This is a genomic window from Cellvibrio polysaccharolyticus (genome assembly GCF_015182315.1).
Classification (GTDB): domain Bacteria; phylum Pseudomonadota; class Gammaproteobacteria; order Pseudomonadales; family Cellvibrionaceae; genus Cellvibrio; species Cellvibrio polysaccharolyticus.
Genome location: NZ_PRDL01000001.1, coordinates 4,240,409 through 4,258,256 on the forward strand (window position 1 = coordinate 4,240,409; position 17,848 = coordinate 4,258,256).

A 17,848-nucleotide genomic window follows, 5' to 3' on the forward strand; every position below is an offset into this window, starting at 1 on the left:
ACTATTTAAAGAATCACGCCTCTGCCGCTTCAAGCACCAGCAAAGTTTGCCCGGCCTGCACACGGGCGCCTTCGCCTTTTAGTACTTGCAGTACTTTGCCGGCTACCGGGGCGGTGACGGCGATTTCCATTTTCATGGATTCCAGGATCAGCACCACTTCACCGGCTTTTACTTGCTGGCCGGGTTTTACCAGGCTTTGCCAGACACTGCCGGATACTGAACTGTCGATGAGGGTTGCGCCTTCGGGGAAGGTTTCTTCTTCATCGCTGGCTTCAACTTCCGGCGCTTCGTAATGGAATTGACCGGTAGCGTGCCATTGGGCGAGTTCTTCTTCGAAGGCGGCTTCACGATGCCGGGTAAACGCGGCGATATCTGCGCTTTCATCGGCAATAAATTGCTGGTATTCGCCGAGGCTGAATTCTCCCTCTTCAATTTTGATCGGGTAGTTACCCAACGGGAAATCTTTACGGATTTTTTGCAGTTCGTCGTGACTGACCTCGTAGAAACGAATCTGATCAAAAAATTGCAGCAGCCACGGGCGTTCAAAAACATCGGTGCGGCGGTAGCGATTCCACATTTGCAAAGTACGACCCACAAACTGATAACCACCCGGCCCTTCCATGCCGTAAACACACATATAAGAGCCACCAATACCCACCGAGTTTTCAGCAGTCCAGGTACGCGCCGGGTTGTATTTGGTGGTGACGAGGCGATGACGTGGGTCAACCGGTGTAGCGACAGGCGCACCGAGATAAACATCACCCAGCCCCATGACCAGATAGGACGCCGAGAAAACGATGTCTTTCACCGCCTGAATATCTGCCAGGCCATTAATGCGACGAATAAATTCCAGATTGCTGGGGCACCAGGGCGCGTTGGGACGTACGGATTGCTGATATTTTTGAATAGCAAGGCGACAGGCTTCATCGTCCCAGCTGAGTGGTAGCCAAACAGTACGTGACGGTACATGCAATGCATCCAGACGCGTGCTTAACCAGCGTTCGCCTTGTTGCAAATGGGTAATTAAATCCTGAACGGAAAGCGTTTGGCTGTCGTAATGCACTTGCAGCGAACGAATACCCGGCGTCAGTTCACGCAAACCCGGCAGCGGATTTTTTTCAAGCCATTGCATAAGCGCGTGAGCACGAAAGCGCAAGCGAATATCCAATTCAAGCGGGCCGTATTCAACCAGCAGGAAATGATCACCGGCACAACGGTAAACCACTTTTTCGCCGACCTCGTTAGCCGACAATTCAGCCACAATGGGATTGGGCAAAGCATCAGTGGCGACAGAAACATTGTGAATCAACGTACTGCCATCGAGATCGGCAATGGCTTGCAGTTGTGCTTCTTCAATGGCTACCGCCTGATCAATAGATACCGGAATAAATTGAATTTTATCACCAGCACGGACCTGGCCAAGCTTCCATAAATCTGCCGAGATAACCGTGGCAGGGCAAACGAAACCACCGAGTGAAGGGCCATCCGGCCCGAGGATTACCGGCATGTCGCCGGTAAAATCTACCGTACCAAATGCGTAGGCGTTATCGTGAATATTCGACGGATGCATACCCGCTTCACCACCGGAGCTACGCGCCCAGGCAGGTTTGGGGCCGATCAGACGCACACCGGTGCGGCTGGAGTTGTAATGCACTTCCCAGGCGTGGGCAAAAAAGGTAGTGATGTCTTCGTTGGTGAAAAAATCCGGCGCACCATGCGGGCCGTAAATAACCCGCAGTTGCCAGTTGTTGCTGATTGTTGGCAACAAAGACGGCGGCAACTGTTTCAATACACTGGTAGCAAGCGGTTGCTCCTGCAATGCGAGCACATCGCCAGCGCGCAAGCCGCGACCATTATGTCCACCGAATTGGCCGAGCGTAAATGTGGATTTGGCACCGAGGTAGTCCGGACATTGCAAACCGCCAGCCACTGTTAAATAGGCACGCGCACCGGCATCGGTAATGCGCCCCAGTTGTAATTGCTGACCGGCTTTGATGCGTATAATTTGCTGCAAAGCGCAGGGTTCACCATCCAGCAAGGCATTAATGGCGGCACCGGTGATAACAACATCGGTATCGCCGGTAAATTTCAGCGTGGGGCCTTGCAGGGTAATTTCCAGACCGGCAGCGGTGTGCACATTACCCAGCAAGCGATTACCCAATTGAAAAGCGTAACTGTCAAACGGGCCTGATGTTGGCACACCCACATGCCAGTAACCCTGACGACCGGGATAATCCTGAATAGTGGTTTGCGTTCCGCCTTGCAGCACTTCAATACGTGCCGGGCTATAACGTAAATGGTTCAAATAACGGGTGGTCATTTTCGCTTGTACGAAAGTTTCATCGTGTAGCAAAAATTGTAAATAAGCCAGATTGGTTTCAATACCGTACAAACGGGAATTGGCCAGCGTTTGCGATAAACGCGCTAATGCCTCCTCGCGGGTATCACCATGCACAATCACTTTTGCCAGCATGGGATCAAAAAAAGCCGGCACTTCAATGCCACTTTCAATCCAGTGGTCAATACGCACACCGGCTTGTGCCTCAGGCCATTGCACATGGCTGAGCAAACCGGCGCAAGGTTGAAAATCTTTGGCCGGGTCTTCGGCGTACACGCGAACCTGAATGGCATGACCTTGCGGTTTCAGGTCTGCACGTAAACTTTCCAGCGAAGGCAAATCACCCGCTGCCAGACGGATCATCCAGGAAACCAGATCTACGCCCCATACTTCCTCGGTAACACCGTGCTCTACCTGCAAGCGGGTGTTTACTTCCAGAAAATAAAAGTGCTGCTCTTTGGCATCGTAAATAAATTCCACGGTACCGGCATTGCGGTAGCTGACAGACGCGAGCAATTTTTCTGCGGTGCGCTGCATGGCCTCGCGTTGCGACTGCGGCAAGTCCGGTGCCGGACATTCTTCAATGACTTTTTGGTTACGGCGTTGGCTGGAACAATCGCGCTCACCCAAAGCAATGGCATTGCCCTGCCCGTCACCAAATACCTGCACTTCAATATGGCGCGCGGCAGCAATGAATTTTTCCAGAAAAACGCCATCGTCGGAAAAGTTGTTGGCACCCAAACGTTTTACGCTATCAAATGCCTGACGCAGCTCTTCATCGGTATTGCACAACTGCATACCGATACCACCACCGCCAGCCGTGCTTTTCAGCATCACCGGATAGCCGATGCGATTAGCGGATTCCAATGCTTCATCCACACTGACCAACAAATCCGTACCTGGACACAAAGGTACATCGGCAGCCAGCGCCAGCTCACGAGCTTTGTGTTTCAAACCAAAGGTGAGCATTTGCTCTGCGGTCGGGCCAATAAAAGCGATACCGGCTTTTTCACACTCCGCAACAAAGCTGGCATTTTCACTGAGAAAACCATAACCCGGATGAATCGCCTCGGCGCCGGTTTGTTTGGCAATAGCAATTATTTTTTCGCGGTCGAGATAGGTCTTCGCCGCAGCGCCCTCTCCCAGACTCCAGGCTTCATCGGCGAGGCGAACGTGCAATGACTCGGCATCCGCTTCGGAATACACCGCCACCGAGCGGATATTCATTTTTTTGAGCGTACGAATAATGCGTGTTGCAATGGCACCACGGTTGGCAATTAAAACTTTGGTGAACATGTGTGGCTCCGGCAGGCCGTCCTGCGCTGGCTTACGACAGTGGTCGTCCACTGAAGACAGGAAATTAAATCAGTGTTCCCACACCAGTAATTCGATAGGTGTCGGGTTGTATCCGTTGCAGGGGTTGTTCAATTGCGGGCAGTTGGAAACCAGCACCAGAATGTCCATGTGCGCTTTCAGCTCCACATATTTACCCGGCGCGGAAATACCATCGGCAAACGTCAGGCCGCCGTCAGCGGTTACCGGCACGTTCATAAAGAAATTGATGTTGTGCGTAATATCGCGTTTGTCGATGCCAAACTCGGGATGTTCTGCAACAGCGAGCATCCAGCTGTCACGGCAGGCGTGCATACAGCGTTTTTCCAGCGAGTAGCGCACGGTATTGCTTTCCGTTGCACAGGCGCCGCCCAGTGTGTCATGGCGTCCGCAGGTGTCGGCAACGATGTCGAGCATGGGGTTGTTAAAGTTGGAGCGCAGCTGTGTGCCTGCACTGAGATAAACCTGTGCTTGTGAGCGAATGGTATCCATGGCGCTGTAGCGTTCTTCAGGATTTTTTGCGTTGTAGAACAATACATCGGCGGCCTGGTTGCCTTCAAGATCGACAATTCGCAATGTGCTACCTGCCGGAATAATTCCGAAAAAATAGTCACCGGCTTTTACATGGTGCCGGGTGTTGGCCGTTTCGGGTTTTAGTGTGCTTTCTTTGAGTGTCATCGTATTTTTTCCTCACGATAGTCGCGGGGTTGCGTGAGCAGTGAAAGAAGTTCGAGGGACTGTTCTCTTGCCGAAAAGACCGTGCTTTATTTAGTCATCAGATAATAGAGTGCGTTGTTCTGGAAACCGCGTTGGTTTTCCGGGCGGAAATTTTTGCAGTAATCATCATCTGCAACTGCTGCGGATTTTCCGATTTCAATACTCACCGGCTTGAAAGGATATTGCGTTGCAAAATTAAAAGGATGCGGGCAGGTGTGCAGCACCACCAGCGTATCCATTTCAAAACGCAAAGTGACTGAACTGCCAGCGGAACTGACATCCGTATCAAGCTGAACTTTGCCGCTATCATCACTGCTGACTTTGCTGAACCAATTGATATTGGCCGCCATATCGCGATGCCCCAAACCGTATTTGGCCAGTTCAACCAAAAAAGCGTCGTAGCCATTTTGCAGCCAGTCGTTACGGTCATTTTGATAATCGCGAATACCCCAGCGAGCGGCTACATCATTGCGGTGCAAATTGCCGCACACGGTATCGTGCCAGCCGAAACTGTCTTCAATAACCGAAGCAAAGATGCGGCCCATATCGGAATAGAGGCAATTGCCTTTTTGCAATTTAAAGGTGTGCTGGCATTTCAGCGTGTCCGGTGCGTTGTAGCGCTCCAGCAAATTGCGCGGGTTGTAAAACAACATTCCTACGTTGGCGCCGCCTTCAAGGTCTGTGAGTTTCAATACGCTGCCGCGCGGTAATTCCATAGACCAATGGGCGTTGCCTGGCAAAGTGGTTTGGTAAAGGTAATCTGTCATGGTAAAGCTACCTGTAATGCTTCCAGTGCGGGTAAGTTTTCACGGTTACGTTTGTCGATAGGCAGATCGTAAGTAATGTGCGCGCCGTAAGCCTGTGGGGCTTGCGGGTCATGCCGGGTTTTATCAAACACCCATAAGCGGGTGCCGAGATAAAAACCTTCTTTTAAATCGTGGGTCACCATAAACACGGTGAGATTGTGTTCACGCCACAGTGACAGCACCAGTTGATGCATATCGGCACGGATGCCCGGGTCGAGTGCGCCGAAAGGTTCGTCGAGCAATAAGATGCGCGGCTGGCGAATCAATGCCTGGGCGATGGCGAGCCGTTGTTTCATACCGCCCGACAATTGATGCGGGTAGCGGTGCAGCGCCTGGCTTAAACCCACATTGTCAATCAGCGCTTTGGCTTCTTCTTCCACGCGACGGCGTGCGCCGCCCCATAATTTTCCTAACAGCGGCGACTTTTCAAATTCGCGAGCAACGATGACATTTTGCAAAACGGTTAGATGGGGAAAAACCGAATATTGCTGAAAGACGATGCCACGGGATTGGTCAGGCTCTTGCGGAATGACCTTGCCGTCCAGCAGTAATTCACCGCGGCTTACGGTTTCCATACCGAGCAACATTTTCAAAAATGTACTTTTACCGCAGCCGGAGGTGCCCACCATGGTAACGAACTCACCGGCGTTGACTTTAATGTTCATGCTTTCCAGCACGACATTGTCACCGTAGCTTTTCCAAACATTTCTGGCTTCAATCATCGGCGATTTACTCATTTTTCAGTCTCCTGATGATGCCAGGGAAAGCAGCGGCGGCTTATTTGAGCCAACACATAGTCGATAACAAATGCCAGCAGCGTGATCCACGCAACGTAGGGCAAAATAATATCCATGGACATGTAACGGCGAACCAGAAAGATGCGGTAACCAAGGCCGTCGGTAGAAGCAATCGCTTCTGCGGCGATTAAAAACAACCAGGCTGAGCCGAGTGATAAACGCACGGCGTTAATTAATTGCGGCATCATTTGCGGCACCAGCACCCGCCAGATGAGCTGCCAGCTGGACGCGCCCAGTGTTTGCGCTTTTACCCGTAGTTCAAGAGGAATAGCGGCTGTTCCGCGTTGAATGTCCCGCGCAATAAAAGGCGCAACCCCGATCACAATCAAAGCGACTTTGGATAATTCATCCAGACCGAAAACAATAAAAAGTACCGGCAATATTGCCATCGGCGGAATTAATGAAATAACCGTAAGCAGTGGCGAAAAGGCAGAACGAATCAGCGGCAAAGCACCGTTGACGATACCGATAAAAAAACCGATGAAAGCAGAGATAGCAACACCCAGCCCCAAACGTTGCAGGCTACTCAGGGTGTCTTGCCAGAAAACATAATCACCGGTTCTTTTATTAGGTTCAAACGCCAATGCTTTTATGGAATCGCCCATTTGACCAAAACCAGGCAGCAGCTTGTCGTTGGGATTTTCCGCCAACCGTGCATCCGAGGCGATCATATAAATCACCAGCAGGATGACAAAAGGCAACAGCCCCAACAGCCACTTGGCCGGTTTATTCGGTGTGATGTTAATCAATCTTTTCATAGCCACTTGCTCAGGAGAATTTCAGTACCGCAGGTTACAACTCGCCATCCGCGGCCATTTGCATAAAGCGCGGATCGAAACGTAATTTGATATTGGATTTATTACCGAAAACACCGCTGGGGCCTTCAACACCGATGTAGCCGGCATCCGGTGCACCATCACCCAATAAGCCATGATCAAAAGAAAAGGAGGCAACTTTTTCCATGGTGGTGAGCAAGGCGTCGCTGTTTACCAGCGCCAGCGCATCCTCAGGTTTGTAAAACATGCGTGTGCTGGCCAGCTGGGCTTCGTAACCGGTAAGGTCAGTACCGGACGCAACCGCCATCGCCGTGCGCGCTGCAACGCCGTCGGCAGAACTCGCGCTCATGCGCGCCATGATTTCGTACCAGGCACCAGTAAGGGCTTTACCAAGATCGGGGTTTTCGTTGAGGGTTTTGGTGTTGACTACCAACAAGTCCATGATCTCGCCCGGGATTTTCGATGAGTCAAACACCAGTGAGGTGTCCGGCTGCGTAAGAATTTCACCCAGCAGCGGGTTCCAGGTGGTTACCGCTGAAACGCTTTTGGTTCCAAACACCGCCACCATATCGGCGTCTGCGGTATTAACCACGCGCACATCGCTTTCACGCAGGTTGACGGTTTCCAGCGCACGTGCCAACAAGTAGTGAGAAACGCTCAGCTCTACCAGATTGATGCGCTGGCCTTTGATGTCTTTCAGGGTTTTGTCTTTGCCTTTCAGTACCACGCCGTCATTACCGTTGGAAAAGTCACCAACAATTAATGCGGTGGAATCCACGCCGCCAGCGGCAGGAATGGTGAGCGCGTCCATGTTGGTCATGGCGCAGGCATCGAATTGACCGGTGGTGTATTGATTGATGGATTCGATGTAATCGTTGATTTGTACAACATCGATTTCGATATTGTATTTTTTGGCCCACTTATCAACGATTTGCTGTTCTTCGCCGTAGCCCCAGGGCATCCAGCCTACATAAATTGACCAGCAAACTTTGAAAGGCTCGGCAGCCACCGTGCAAGACAGCAACAAACCTGAAAGCAATGCGGAAACACGTGATGCAGACAATAGTGACATGGTTATCTCCGGTGGTTACAACGGTCATAAGAGCACTCCGGCTGTTGGTTAACAGCGTCGTCTCCCGGGCTTTTATCCCGCCGTGTAACCTCCGCATAACCTGGGAGGTCGAGTGCTCTCGGACCAGACATTTGTGAAATCACAAACCGGAACCCTAGCGCTCTATTGCAAATTGTAATGTTGTCCCTGACACCCGGAGCGCGGGCAATTCAATGTTTCATCAACAACACCGGGGGTTTTGCAATTTGGATACCAGAATGGTGCAAGACAATGAAATCAACGCTTGCACGGCTTTTCAGGCAGATGGGTGTCGCCGCCTTCGTATGCTCGTGGTGCAGCGCAATTCATCACTGCACCGAAAAGGCGCAATTACTAGCAAGAGCGAAGATGACGCGTTGACAATCACACCGGGGATGGCAATTGCGCCTTTTCGGCACACAGGGTATGCGCCAACCAGAGAGAAAATAGACAGAGGAAGATCTGCGCCGGCCTGCCAGCAGTGTCGGCAGGCCGCTAGCGGTGACTTCAGCGTTCGCGCAAGGCTTCGCTGGCCCGGTTGATGGGCTTGATCAGATAATCCATGATGGTTTTCTGCCCGGTTTTGATATCTACCGTTGCAATCATGCCGGGCGTTATCGCGAATTGCGTACCGGCTTTATTTTCCAGCGCATCGGAGGCGGTGCGAATAAAGACGCGGTAATAATAGTTTTCCGGTTTTACTTCATCCTGAATGGTGTCCGGCGAAATAGTTACCACCTTGCCTTCGAGGCCGCCGTAAATACTGTAATCGTAAGCGGTGATTTTTACTTTCGCGTCCTGATCCGGGTGAATGAAAGCGATATCACGCGGGGATATTCTGGCTTCAATTAGTAGGTGCTCATCCAGCGGCACTATTTGCATCAAACGCCCGTTGGGCGGTATGACGCCACCGATGGTGGTCACCTCAATGTCTTTTACAATGCCGCGCACCGGTGAGCGATGGGTAAGTCGTGTCAGGCTGTCCGAACGGCCTTTAACAACCGACTCCAGCGATTCGACATCGGAACGGGCTCGTGCAAGTTCTTCGCGTGCCTGCACCAGATATTCAGAACGGAACTCAATGGCTTTCAGTTCCAGCTCAACTTGTTGCCGCTGCAAGCGTAATACTTCAACGCTGCTTGCCGCGCCATTTTTTGCCAGCGCTTCGGTAATTTTCAATTCCTGCCGCACCAGCTGCAAGGAATTTTCAATACCGTTCAGTGATTCATCGAGACGTTTTTTTCGCGACTCAAACAAACGGGTTTCTGCTTTTATTAAATCCGGATAGTCGCTTAGAATTTCCGGAAACTCCAACACCGTTTGATTCACTTCGGCCTGTAAACGCACCGAGCTTGCCAATGCCGCCCGGTATTTTGCTGCGCTTTCACCCAGGTTGGATTCGGTTTTGGTGGGGTCAAGCCGTGCCAGTATTTGCCCCCGCTCAACCAGGTCCCCTTCTGCTACCAGCAGCTCGGTGACGATACCGCCTTCCAGCGACTGAATAATTTGCTCACGCGAACTGGGAACTACTTTTCCGCTGCCGGTGGAAACTTCATCCAGCGTACCAAAATAAGCCCAGACACCCAGACAGGCCAGTAGCGCAAAGGTGATTAATATAATGCGGGAAGAACCGGTTACCCGCGCATCGTCATAACCGTCGCGAAAGGCGGCCTCTTCGGGCTCCAGATCACGGGATAATAAAGCCGGTGGATGGGGTTCCTTTGCTTTAACCGGTTGCACTACCGGCGCGTCATGCTGGCTCATCGATTCATCCTCCGCTAATCAGCTGGCGACGGCAGCAACGTCTGCGGCTGCCGGTTTTACACGAGCGAGACGTGCCAGAGCAGCATCGCGTGCATCATCGAGTACAATTTTTCCGTTATCGACCACAATAATGCGCTGCACAATACGCAGCACACTCATACGGTGCGTCGCAATAACCAGGGTGCGCTGTTCTGCCCATTCATCAAGGGCGTTAAGAAATTGTTTTTCGGTAGCTTCATCCATGGCCGCGGTGGGTTCATCCAGCAGCAGTACATTGGGCTGACGAATCAGCAACCGTGCCAGCAGTAATGACTGACGCTGCCCGCCGGATAAACCATGGCCGCCTTCCTGAATTAAATAATCCAGCCCTTTGGGTGTTTTGCGAATAAAGTCAATGGCGCCGGAGAGGGTCAGCGCACTGATAATTTCTTCATCGGATGCATCGGCAGCACCGAGCGTAATATTGTCGTAGATGGTGCCGTGAAACAGCCGCGAGTTTTGCGATAGCAGCGCAACATCGCGTCGCACATCGGCAGGGTCGAGATGCCCCAAAGCAATACCATCCAGCGAGATGCCGCCACGTTTTGCCTCCAGCGTACCGGCCAGTGCCTGTAATAGCGTGGACTTTCCGGCACCGTTTTTACCCAGCACCGCGATACGTTCGCCAGGGTCAATATGCAACTGGTCAATATGCAAAGCAGTGGTCGGGTCTTCGTTGGAATACTTGAAACTGGCATCCCGCAATTCATAGTCGCCGCGAATCAAGGCGCGATGCACGCGCTTGCTGCCTTCGGGATGATCCACCGGCAGTTGCATCAGTTGATTCAAACCTTCAAGCCCCACTTTGGCTTGTTGCCACCGTGTCAGTAGCTGGGTTACTTGCGACATGGGCGAAAGCATCCGCGAGGAAAGAATGGAAGCCGCCACCAGAGAGCCGGTACTCATATCGCCAGCCATGACCATAGGCGCACCGAATAAAACGACCAGAGCAAATACCAGCGTCTGCACGTTTTGCGTCCAGGTGGTGAGTTTGCTGACCAGGGCGCGCATACTCAAGGATGCTTCACCCGATACGCTGGTGTAATGATTCCATTTTTGCTGAAAGCGTTGTTCAGCCTGCAAGGTTTTAATATCTTCTATACCTTGCACGGTTTCTACCAGCATGGCGTTACGCAAAGAGGATTCGCGCTGCGCGGCTCTGGCCAAACGGGATAATTTTTTCTGGGCAAGAAAACCCGGCAATAACATAAAAACAACCGCGGCAGCGGGCACCCACACCAGAGGCCCGGCAATTATCCAGAAAATAAACAGAAAGAATAAAAAGAACGGCAAGTCGGCAATAACGGCAACGGTGCTTGAGGTGATCATGTCGCGAACGGATTCAAGTTCACGTAACTGCGAAATAAACGTACCGGTGGATTTTGGGCGGGCAGAATTTTTTAACCGGATAGCATGCCCGAAGACGCGATCGGAAATACGCAGGTCGGCACGTTTGCCTAACAGATCAATTACTTTGACTCGCATCAAGCGCATGATGAAATCAAAAATTACCGCAATTAATACCCCGATAAATAACACATATAAGGTAGCGATAGATTCCGACGGCACCACGCGATCATAAACCTGCATGGAAAACAACACGCCTGACAGTGCCATGGTGTTGGCAACCAGTGAAGCCAACATCACGTGTCCATAAGGTTTCATGTCACGCAATACAATTTGACGAAACCAATGACGCTCGTAAGGTTTTATATAATCGTCTACCCGCTCATCGGCCACCGCTTCGGCAGGACGCAAGATCACCGATTTGATAACGCGGTTAAGCAGCTCCTGACGCGGTACCGAACTGAGTAAACCTTCATCCCCGGTAAAGCGCACACCGGCGTTGCCTTTTTTATCCAGCGTTTCAACAACACCCAGCTGGCCATCATCAAACTGCACCACTATCGGCAGCCGCCAGGCGGTTAAACCGGCATCGGTCAGTTGCGAAAAGCGAATACTCAGCCCGGCCATTCTCGCCATACGCCGAACGATATCTTCCAGCGATAAATTGCCGGTTTCGATAGAAGCCAGCCGAATATTTTCGGCCGAACAGGAGAGCCGATAATGTTGGGCAACACTAATGATTGCTTCCAGCCAGTTTTCATGGCCCTTGCTGGAAAAGTGCGCGTGCGCCAGCGGTTCTTCTGCAAATGCTGAAGTATTCATGGTGTTATTTCCACTCCCTGAACCGGGGCTCGCGTCAATGCAAAGGCATCGCGCAGTTCACCGGTGTTATAGAGACAATCAATTTGCAGGCGACGTAAATCAGAAATGGTATTTTGCCGATCAAACCGCGATTGATGAATTTCCTGCTCGGCATTGAGCAGGTCGAGCAATGAACGTGTACCTAAATCCAGATACTGTTGCCGGTAGAGATCGCGCGTTTCGGAAATACTGATATCACGACGAGCCAGGGATTCGAGACTGCGTTCCAGACTTGCCGTTTGCGTGAAGGCTTCAAACAAACCTTGCTTGACAATCAATTTGGCCGATTCGAGCGCAGCCTCGGCAGAGCGCAACGCAAAATCGGCCGAGCGCACCCGCGCACGATTACTGCCACCCTGATAAAAAGGCATATTTACATTCAGAAAAACGCCCCACTGGGTGCGATCCTGATTGGGGCCCACCTGGTAGTTGTTATCGAGATAATGCGTGACAGAGGGGTCGATAGAAATGGTGGGGCGATTTTCGGAGCGGGCCAGGTCGCGCCTTGCTATCGCTTCAGCTTGCCGGGCTTGTGCAATTAAAAACTCCGGCACTTTAAGCGGATCACTTTCCGATTGATCACAACTGCTGAGAAGTTGCGCCGGAAAATCATCGGTTGCGGTACGTGAACCACTCTCACCAATCAGCGATGCCAGGTGTGCCTGCCACCGTTGCAGTCGGGCGATGTGTTGCAACAGAGTAACCCGTGCACCTTCAAGACGGGATTGTGCTTGCACCGCATCGGAACGGGTACTGGCACCGCTTCTGCTGCGTTGTTCGGCCAAATCCAAAATTCGGGTTACGCCCTCAATTTGGTCTTCGGCAATGTTGAATAAATTTTGATAGCGTTGAATTTCAATAACCGCATAAGCGGTATCGCGAATTATTTGATCAATCGTATAAAGCAGATTGGCCTGCCCCAATGCAACCCCGGCGCGGGCGGCCTTCACATCATTGGCAACCTTGCCAAAGTCATACAACATTTGCGACACCGACAGCACCAGTGCCTGGCTGCTTTTACTTTCGTCATAAGTATTATCGTAACCGCTGCGCAAACCGCCCTGAATTCTCGGATAGTAACCGGCGCGGGCAATGGCTATTTGCTCTTCGCGTTGAGACAAAATAGCTACAGCTTCGCCAATAGCAGGATGCCACTGCACGGACTGACCAATAGCTTGTTCAATAGCCAAGGGCGGCGTGGATAGGGAAGGCGCTGATGAATAAAACGCAGAATTTCCCGCAGTATTAACGACTGCATTCGCAGAGACTGTTTCAGTTTCCAACGCTGTTACCTGAGCAAAGATAACCGTGCTGCAACCGTACAAAACCATACCCGGCAGCAGTGAGCCGACATTCCGGGTCAGGTTTAACCACCTGATCATAACAATCATCCTTTTGTAACGCTTCTGTCAGCGTTTTATCTGCTACAGGTCGTGCAGATATTTTATAAGAGAGGTAACGACACCCGCAGGTGCCGTTACCTGTCACAAACATCAACCCAGATAATTGTCAGGCTGATTCCAGAGGTCGTCGTTTTGCGCCACCGGCTCTGTCAGTACAATTTCACTGGCATCGCTAGTGAGCGTGTTATCAACCGGTGGTTCGTCAGTAGCCAGCGATGCCGTTTCCTCCTCGAACGACAGGGCTATTTCTTCCGATGATTCATGAACCAGCTCTTCGAGCGAGACATCAAGTTCGGCATCCTCTGCAGCCACCGATTCATCGTTTGAGGCAAGATCAAGATCCAGGTCAGGAATATCGTCAAAGAAAGCCAGCGGCGAAGGACCGGTGTTAACCACACCCGCACCGGACACATCAACGGTAATTTCCAGCGAGGCTTGCGATGTCTCACCGTTAGGAGCGACTACCTGATATTGGAAAATATCAACAACGTCTGCGGTGTGATGAACAGGATTACCGGTTGGGCTGTAGTGATAGCTACCATCTTGCTGAATGAGCAAATTGCCGTATGACCCCACCACGGTTAAACCACTCGTTGGAATATCCTGATAAGAACCTCCGGACTGAACCATTAGTTTGGTAGCCGGTGAGCCCAAATCGTCATCAGCCAACACGTTGCCGCTAACACCCGGATTGCTGTTAACTTCGTACTGATTCAAATGGGTATCGGTGCGGGTGAGGTAAACCGCTGAGCTGAAATTGGACAGAGCGACCGTACTGATGGTGGCTTTAACCTGGTAACTGCCCGCACTCAGGTCGCCCGGCACCTGGAGCTGAAGACCGGACAAACCATTCAGCAGGGGTAGTGATGCCAACGCCGTACCACTGGCATTGCCGCCTGGCACAGGAACCCACGTGGATGTTCCTTCATTCCATTTGAGCAGTTGCAGCGTATAGGTTGGCAATACCGATAATGAACCGAGGCTGGCGTCAGTACCCACGATTAACACGACATTCGATTTATCGTTGGCGTTAACGGTGAAAGAAACCGTGGTCTGCCCGGTTTTGACAAGCCCGCCACTGAGGCCAAAATCGGCGCCCAGCTTGGCGGTCGCTGTGGGCGAAACAACATTTCTGTAACTGAGTGCTGCCGTTGCCTGATCATCCCTCGCTTCCAGAGCAAATTGCGCATCGTCGCCGGGCGCGCTCCATTCCAGATCCACACTTTCACTGTCGATACGGATATGCAGGTTTGCGGTGCTCTCACTTTGGGTGACAGTATCCCGAATCGTGTAGCTGAAACTGTCAACCTTGCCAATACCGGCCAACGAGTCGTTGGGTACATAGGTATAGGTGCCATCCTGGAAGATCGTCAGTTGACCGTATGTGCCATCAATAGTGGCGCCTTCCAGAGGTACAGGTGTGCCTTGGACACTGAATACAATCGTGTCGTCGGTAATAACATCCACACCACTATTGACCCCGGCATCGGTCAGTACGTTACCCGAGACATTGACAGCATCTGTTCCCAGGATGTTGTTGTAGTCATAATCGGTACGTACACCCGTGAGATTCGCTATTACCGACAGGTTAACCACACCATTGGCTGCCATAAATGCACGGTATTCACCGGCAGGCAAACCACTGACACTTACTCCGGCGGCACCGCCACTCAGAAGGTTGAGCGAAAGGAAAGACGCCTGCCCTTCGCCATTCAAGCCAACCCAGCTGCCACTCTCATCACGAACCTGAACTACAGCCCTCAAGTCACTCAGCGCACCGACACCCAGTAGCGAATTGAATTCCAGCTGGAGGTCTGAACGGTGCCCGTGAGCCACGTTAAAATTAATCATATTGACAGAGAGCACCTGCAGATCGACAACATTCAGCAAGTTAAGCAAGGCAAGGTAACCTGCACTGCCGGCGCTCACATTGGCAGTCACCGTAGGTTCAAGGTTTATAAATGCTGAAGCGACGTTATCAAATGCCAGCACTTCTTCTACCAGCGGAGCAGACACAGTAGCGGGGCCGGAATCGCCATTGGCATTACTCAACACCACCGTGAGGGTTTCACCCGCGGTTTGTGGGGGTATCAAGGTGACGGTAAAGGTTCCGTCCGGCTGAACGGTACCGGTACCAATTTCATCACCATCGGGATTGGTAATACGGATACCAGCACCTGGCTCGCCATTGCCGGTAAGGGTAGTACCGTCCGGACTAACGAGCAGATTGATAGCCGCCTCGGGCACCTCATCATTAACCACCGGCGCAACAACCGTAGCGGGTCCTGAATCGCCATTGGCATTGCTGAGTACCACCGTTAGAGTTTCGCCATCGGTTTGCGGCGGGGTGAGACTGACCGTGAAGCTGCCATCCGGTTGTACCGTACCGGTACCTATCTCATTACCGTCCGGGTCAGTGATGGTGATTGCCGCACCAGCCTCACCGTTACCGGTCAGGCTGGTGCCATCGGCACTGACCAGCAGGTTGATCGCGATATCAGGAACATCATCATTAATTACCGGGGCAAGCACCGTGGCCGGGTCGGAATCGCCGTTGGCGTTGCCGAGTACCACGGTGAGGGTTTCGCCATTGATTTGTGGCGGCGCGATGGCGACGGTGAAGCTGCCATCCGGTTGCACCGTGCCGCTGCCGATTTCATTACCGTCCGGGTCGGTGATGGTGACGGTGGCACCGGCTTCGCCGGTCCCACTGACACTGCTGCCGTCCGGGCTAACCACCAGATTGGTGGCCGGGTCGGGCAGTTCAACCTCTATCACTGGCGCAGCAATAGCAGCCGGATCCGAGTCACCGAAGGCGTTGGTAAGCACCACTATCAGGATTTCACCATTGGTTTGCGGCGGGGCGATGGCGACGGTGAAGCTGCCATCCAGTTGTACCGTGCCGCTGCCGATTTCATTGCCGTCCGGGTCGGTGATGGTGACGGTGGTACCGGCTTCACCGTTACCACTGACACTGGCACCGTCCGGACCGACAACCAAATTGGTGGCCGGTGCAGGCACGTCATCATCCGTATCCACATTCGGCGCGAGGACGGTAGCCGGGTCGGAATTACCGTTAGCGTTGCCCAGAACAACGGTCAGAATCTGTCCGTCAATTTGTGGCGGTGTCAGACCAACCGTGAAGGAACCATCCGGCAATACTGTTCCGGTACCAATTTCATTACCCCCTGCGTCAGTCACCGTGACGGTGGCGCCCGCCTCGCCGTTACCGGTCAGGCTGGTGCCATCGGCACTAACCAGCAGGTTGGTCGCGATATCAGGAACATCATCATTAACTACCGGCGCGACCACGGTAGCCGGGTCGGAATCGCCGTTGGCGTTGCCGAGTACCACGGTGAGGGTTTCACCGTTGATTTGCGGTGGCGCGATGGCGACGGTGAAGCTGCCATCCGGTTGCACCGTGCCGCTGCCGATCTCGTTGCCGTCCGGGTCGGTGATGGTGACACTGGCACCGGCTTCACCGTTACCACTGACACTGCTGCCGTCCGGGCTGACCACCAGGCCAGTGGCCGGTGCCGGTACGTCATCGCCGGCATCCACGTTGGGCGCGACCACGGTGGCCGGGTCGGAATCGCCGTTGGCGTTGCCGAGGACGACGGTGAGGGTTTCACCATTGATTTGCGGTGGCGCGATGGCGACAGTGAAGCTGCCATCCGGTTGCACCGTGCCGCTGCCGATCTCATTACCGTCCGGGTCGGTGATGGTGACACTGGCACCGGCTTCACCGTTACCACTGACACTGCTGCCGTCCGGGCTGACCACCAGATTGGTGGCCGGTGCCGGGACGTCATCACCGGCATCCACGTTCGGCGCGACCACGGTGGCCGGGTCGGAATCGCCATTGGCATTGCCGAGGACTACGGTGAGGGTTTCGCCGTTGATTTGCGGTGGCGCGATGGCGACGGTGAAGCTGCCATCCGGTTGCACCGTGCCGCTGCCGATCTCGTTGCCGTCCGGGTCGGTGATGGTGACGCTGGCACCGGCTTCGCCGTTACCACTGACACTGCTGCCGTCCGGGCTGACCACGAGGCCGGTGGCCGGTGCCGGTACGTCATCACCGGCATCCACGTTCGGCGCGACCACGGTGGCCGGGTCGGAATCGCCGTTGGCGTTGCCCAGTACCACGGTGAGGGTTTCGCCGTTGATTTGCGGTGGCGCGATGGCGACGGTGAAGCTGCCATCCGGTTGCACCGTGCCGCTGCCGATTTCATTACCGTCCGGGTCGGTGATGGTGACACTGGCACCGGCTTCGCCGTTACCACTGACACTGCTGCCGTCCGGGCTGACCACGAGGCCGGTGGCCGGTGCCGGCACGTCATCGCCGGTATCCACGTTCGGTGCCACCACGGTAGCCGGGTCGGAATCGCCGTTGGCGTTGCCGAGGACGACGGTGAGGGTTTCACCATTGATTTGCGGTGGCGCGATGGCGACGGTGAAGCTGCCATCCGGTTGCACCGTGCCGCTGCCGATTTCATTACCGTCCGGGTCGGTGATGGTGACACTGGCACCGGCTTCGCCGTTACCACTGACACTGCTGCCGTCCGGGCTGACCACGAG

The 17,848-nt window shown here is 53.2% G+C and carries 10 protein-coding genes and 1 riboswitch; all 10 genes read right to left on the minus strand.

Annotation, left to right across the window (positions count from 1 at the left end):
• Nucleotides 1-13 precede the first annotated feature (13 nt).
• On the minus strand, nucleotides 14-3,634 hold the full coding sequence (gene uca, locus C4F51_RS17945; RefSeq protein ID WP_193912198.1) for an urea carboxylase: 3,621 nt from the start codon (nucleotides 3,632-3,634) through the stop codon (nucleotides 14-16).
• Between the two features lie 69 nt (nucleotides 3,635-3,703).
• The gene (locus tag C4F51_RS17950) at nucleotides 3,704-4,348 is read right to left on the minus strand and encodes an urea amidolyase associated protein UAAP2 (RefSeq protein WP_193912200.1); all 645 of its coding nucleotides are present in this window, start codon (nucleotides 4,346-4,348) and stop codon (nucleotides 3,704-3,706) included.
• A gap of 86 nt (nucleotides 4,349-4,434) precedes the next feature.
• Entirely contained in the window at nucleotides 4,435-5,154 is a 720-nt protein-coding gene (locus tag C4F51_RS17955; RefSeq protein ID WP_193912202.1) for an urea amidolyase associated protein UAAP1, read from the minus strand.
• Complete coding sequence (locus C4F51_RS17960; protein WP_235992366.1) at nucleotides 5,151-5,930, minus strand: ABC transporter ATP-binding protein; 780 nt, start codon at nucleotides 5,928-5,930, stop codon at nucleotides 5,151-5,153. Before C4F51_RS17960 ends, C4F51_RS17955 begins: the two co-directional genes overlap by 4 nt.
• Complete coding sequence (locus tag C4F51_RS17965) at nucleotides 5,927-6,748, minus strand: ABC transporter permease (RefSeq protein WP_193912204.1); 822 nt, start codon at nucleotides 6,746-6,748, stop codon at nucleotides 5,927-5,929. The genes C4F51_RS17960 and C4F51_RS17965 overlap by 4 nt, the downstream gene beginning before the upstream one ends.
• Nucleotides 6,749-6,782: 34 nt before the next feature.
• Nucleotides 6,783-7,838: a putative urea ABC transporter substrate-binding protein gene (locus C4F51_RS17970; protein ID WP_193912206.1), complete on the minus strand. Its 1,056-nt coding sequence runs from the start codon at nucleotides 7,836-7,838 to the stop codon at nucleotides 6,783-6,785.
• Nucleotides 7,839-7,897: 59 nt separating this feature from the next.
• Nucleotides 7,898-8,007, minus strand: a riboswitch (guanidine-I (ykkC/yxkD leader).
• A 356-nt stretch (nucleotides 8,008-8,363) separates the two neighbouring features.
• Complete coding sequence (locus C4F51_RS17975) at nucleotides 8,364-9,620, minus strand: HlyD family type I secretion periplasmic adaptor subunit (RefSeq protein WP_193912209.1); 1,257 nt, start codon at nucleotides 9,618-9,620, stop codon at nucleotides 8,364-8,366.
• An 18-nt stretch (nucleotides 9,621-9,638) separates the two neighbouring features.
• On the minus strand, nucleotides 9,639-11,828 hold the full coding sequence (locus C4F51_RS17980; RefSeq protein ID WP_193912211.1) for a type I secretion system permease/ATPase: 2,190 nt from the start codon (nucleotides 11,826-11,828) through the stop codon (nucleotides 9,639-9,641).
• Nucleotides 11,825-13,249, minus strand: coding sequence for a TolC family outer membrane protein (locus C4F51_RS17985; RefSeq protein WP_193912213.1), 1,425 nt, complete (start codon nucleotides 13,247-13,249; stop codon nucleotides 11,825-11,827). Before C4F51_RS17985 ends, C4F51_RS17980 begins: the two co-directional genes overlap by 4 nt.
• Before the next feature lie 111 nt (nucleotides 13,250-13,360).
• The coding region (locus C4F51_RS17990) for a BapA/Bap/LapF family large adhesin (RefSeq protein WP_235992367.1) at nucleotides 13,361-17,848 on the minus strand (4,488 nt) is incomplete at its 5' end.

Excerpts from the sequence above, each read along its gene's own strand:
- C4F51_RS17960 (WP_235992366.1), bottom strand. The coding sequence starts at position 5,930 with ATGAGTAAATCGCCGATGATTGAAGCCAGAAATGTTTGGAAAAGCTAC.
- C4F51_RS17965 (WP_193912204.1), bottom strand. The coding sequence starts at position 6,748 with ATGAAAAGATTGATTAACATCACACCGAATAAACCGGCCAAGTGGCTG.
- C4F51_RS17950 (WP_193912200.1), bottom strand. The coding sequence starts at position 4,348 with ATGACACTCAAAGAAAGCACACTAAAACCCGAAACGGCCAACACCCGG.
- uca (WP_193912198.1), bottom strand. The coding sequence starts at position 3,634 with ATGTTCACCAAAGTTTTAATTGCCAACCGTGGTGCCATTGCAACACGC.
- C4F51_RS17970 (WP_193912206.1), bottom strand. The coding sequence starts at position 7,838 with ATGTCACTATTGTCTGCATCACGTGTTTCCGCATTGCTTTCAGGTTTG.
- C4F51_RS17985 (WP_193912213.1), bottom strand. The coding sequence starts at position 13,249 with ATGATCAGGTGGTTAAACCTGACCCGGAATGTCGGCTCACTGCTGCCG.
- C4F51_RS17975 (WP_193912209.1), bottom strand. The coding sequence starts at position 9,620 with ATGAGCCAGCATGACGCGCCGGTAGTGCAACCGGTTAAAGCAAAGGAA.
- C4F51_RS17955 (WP_193912202.1), bottom strand. The coding sequence starts at position 5,154 with ATGACAGATTACCTTTACCAAACCACTTTGCCAGGCAACGCCCATTGG.
- C4F51_RS17980 (WP_193912211.1), bottom strand. The coding sequence starts at position 11,828 with ATGAATACTTCAGCATTTGCAGAAGAACCGCTGGCGCACGCGCACTTT.